2 protein-coding genes are annotated in these 3,471 nt (G+C 75.4%); both read left to right on the top strand.

Translation table 11 applies throughout. From position 1 onward, the window contains the following. Positions 1-1,114, top strand: a 1,114-nt coding sequence (locus DZG00_RS13630; RefSeq protein WP_147360012.1) for a RecB family exonuclease, incomplete at its 5' end; no start/stop codon positions are given. 35 nt (positions 1,115-1,149) lie between these two features. Further along, positions 1,150-3,471, top strand: a 2,322-nt coding sequence (locus DZG00_RS13625; protein WP_445986052.1) for an ATP-dependent helicase, incomplete at its 3' end; no start/stop codon positions are given.

The raw sequence follows: 3,471 nt of genomic DNA, 5'->3' as shown, positions 1-3,471 counted from the left end.
TGCCGGCGCCGAGGCGGGCCGGGTGGCGCAGGACGCACCCGCCGCGCTGCGGATCCGGCCGGACCACCCGCTCTCGCTCCGCGGGCTGGTCGGCGCGCTCCGGCGCGAGCTCGCGGTCGTCCACCGCGACGCCGTGCTGCTCAACGACGGCCGGGTCGTCTCCGGCGACCGCACGGCCCGTCGGCCCGCCGACGCCACGCGCGAGCGCGGCCTCGCCGCGGCCTCCGCCCTCGCGCGCCTCGCGGCCGAGGGCGTGACGGGCGCGGATCCGGCCGAGTGGTACGGCCTGCGCGAGCCCTCCACCACGGAGCCCGTCGTCGACCTCACCGCCCCCGAGGCGCGCGTGCCCGTGTCCCCGTCGCGCCTGGAGGCCTTCGAGCGATCGCCGCTGAACTGGTTCATCGACCAGGCGTCCGGCGGATCCACGAGCACGGCCATGGGCATCGGCACCATCGTGCACGCGGTCATGGAGGACGCGAGCCTCGATCCCGACGCCGACCTCCGCCCTGCCGCCCTCGAGGAGCGCCTCGACGAGCGCTGGGGCGAGCTGCCCTTCGAGTCGCCCTGGGTGGGCGAGCGCGAGCGACGGCAGGCGGGGGAGCTCATCGCGGGCGTCAGCGGGTACCTCCGCGACTTCGAGGCCCAGGGCGGGCGCATGCTCGCGGCCGAGGGCGGCTTCGAGCTCGAGGTGGGCGTCGCGCGCCTCCGCGGGAAGATCGACCGCATCGAGCTGACGGCCGAGGGCCGGGTGGTCATCGTCGACCTCAAGACCGGGCGCCACTTCCCGACCCGCGCGGAGATCCCGGCGCACGCGCAGCTCGGCTCGTACCAGCTGGCCTACGTCGAGGGCTCGCTCGAGCAGGTGCCCGCGGGCACGCCGTCCGGCGGCGCGAAGCTGCTCTACGTCTCGGGCGGCACGCGCGGACTGCCCTACCGCGAGCTGCCGCAGGAGCCGCTGACCCGCGAGGAGCTCGACGGGTTCCGCGCGCGCATCGCCGAGGCCGCGGAGGGCATGGCGGGCGCGACCTTCGAGGGCACTCCGGATCTGGGGGAGCGGGATCCGGGATCGGCCAGGCGCTACCGCATCCACCTCGTGCGGGCGGTGTCGGCGTGAGCGGCGCGGGTACGACCGGCGGGGCGCAGGGCGGCATGGTCAGCGCCCGCCGCATCGCCGAGACGCTCGGCCTGCCGAGCCCCACCGAGCAGCAGCGGCGCGTCATCGAGTCGCCGCTCGAGCCCGGGCTGGTCGTCGCGGGTGCGGGCAGCGGCAAGACGGAGACCATGGCGAGCCGCGTCGTCTGGCTCCTCGCCAACGGGCACGTCGGGGTCGAGGAGATCCTCGGGCTCACGTTCACGCGCAAGGCCGCCGGCGAGCTCGGGGTGCGGATCCGCGCGCGCATCGAGCAGCTGCAGCAGGCGGGCCTCGCGGCCGCGCCCGCCGACGCGTTCGCGACGCCCACCGTGCAGACCTACAACGCGTTCGCGAACGGCATCTTCCGCGACAGCGCGACCCTCATCGGGCGTGAGGCGGAGTCGGTCGTGCTCACCGAGGCGTCCGCGTGGCAGCTCGCGCGGCGGCTCGTGGTGGAGAGCACCGACCCGCGGCTGCTCGAGCTCGGGCGCGGGGTGGATCCCATCACGCAGGCGGTCATCTCCCTCAGCAGGGCGATGAGCGAGAACGTCGCCGACCCGGCCGAGGTCGTGCGCCTCGCGGGCTCGTTCGTCGGCCTCGGGGAGCTGCCGTTCGGATCCGCCCGCATCCGGAAGGCGCCGGCCGCCGACGCGGTCGCCGCCGTGGGCGCGCTGCCGCCGCTCGTCGACCTCGCCGTGCGGTTCCAGGAGGAGAAGACCCGGCGCGGGCTCGTGGAGTACAGCGACCAGGTCGCCTTCGCGCTCGCCATCTGCGAGCGCGTGCCGCAGGTCGTCGCGGAGCACCGGAAGCGCTTCCGCGTGGTGCTGCTCGACGAGTACCAGGACACATCCGTCGTGCAGACCCGGCTCCTCGCCACGCTGTTCGGCGGCACGCCCGTCATGGCCGTGGGGGATCCGCACCAGTCCATCTACGGCTGGCGCGGCGCGAGCGCGGCGAACCTCGCGCGCTTCGGCGCCGACTTCGCGCCCGCGGGCGCGAGCGCCGCCGACGTCCCCGTCTACGCGCTGTCCACCAGCTGGCGCAACCCGGCGTCCGTGCTCGGTGCCGCGAACCGCATAGTGGAGCCGCTCACCGCCGCGTCGCGCATCCCGGTCGCGCGCCTCGAGCCCCGGCCCGACGCGGGCGACGGGCGGCTCGACGTGGCCTACGAGGAGACCATCGCCGACGAGGCCGCCGCGACCGCCGCGTGGTTCGCCGAGCGGCTGCGGCAGACCGGATCCGACGGGCGCCCCCGCTCGGCCGCCATGCTGTGCCGCTCGCTGAAGACCATCGAGCCGTTCACCACGGCGCTCGCCGATCGCGGCGTGCCGTTCCGCGTGCTCGGGCTCGGCGGCCTGCTCGACCAGCCCGCCGTGGTGGATCTCGTGTGCGTCCTCCGCGTGCTGCACGACCCCACCGCGGGCAGCGAGCTCGTGCGCCTGCTCACGGGCGCGCGCTGGCGCATCGGCACGAAGGACGTGCACGCGCTGTCCCGCGTCGCCTCCTGGCTCATGTCGCGGGATCACGCGCAGAAGCCGCTCGCCGACGAGGTGCGCGACGGCCTCCGGGCCTCGGTCGTGCCGGACGAGGTGGGCTCCGTCGTCGACGCGCTCGACTTCGTGGTCGGCGCCCGCGACGGCCACACGGCGCTCGCGGCGTTCAGCGAGGAGGGCCTCGCGCGCCTCCGCGCCGCCGGCCGGCAGCTCCAGGTGCTGCGGTCGCGTGTCGGGCTCGACCTGGTGGACCTCGTGACGGTCGTCCAGCAGGAGCTGCTCCTCGACATCGAGGTCGCCGCCAACGAGACGGATCCGCTCGGACGCGCGAGCCTGGAGGCCTTCACCGAGCAGGTGGCCGGCTACCTCCAGGGCGACTCCGCGGGCACGCTCGGCCCGTTCCTCGCCTGGCTCGCGGAGGCGGAGCGGCGCGACAACCTCGCGCCGCGCACCGAGGAGCCGGAGCCCGGCACGGTGCAGATCCTCACCATCCACGGATCCAAGGGCCTCGAGTGGGACGTCGTCGCCGTGCCGCGCATGGTCGACGGCGAGCTGCCGGGCACGCTGCGCGAGAAGCGGGGCTGGGTCGCGTTCGGCGCACTGCCGTTCGAGTTCCGCGGCGACTCCGCCGAGCTGCCGTCGCTCGCGTGGCGCGGCGTGGAGACGCAGAAGGAGTTCGCCGAGGCGATGGAGGCGTTCGGCGAGGAGCTCGAGGAGCGCAACGCCGCCGAGCAGCGGCGCCTCGCGTACGTCGCCGTCACGCGCACCCGATCCGACCTGCTCCTCACGGGATCCTTCTGGTCCACGCAGCAGAAGCCGCGGGGTCCGGGCGCGTTCCTCCGCGAG

It is taken from the genome of Clavibacter lycopersici (assembly GCF_003576405.1).
GTDB classification, from domain to species: domain Bacteria; phylum Actinomycetota; class Actinomycetes; order Actinomycetales; family Microbacteriaceae; genus Clavibacter; species Clavibacter lycopersici.
This window is presented reverse-complemented; position numbering and strand designations above follow the sequence as displayed.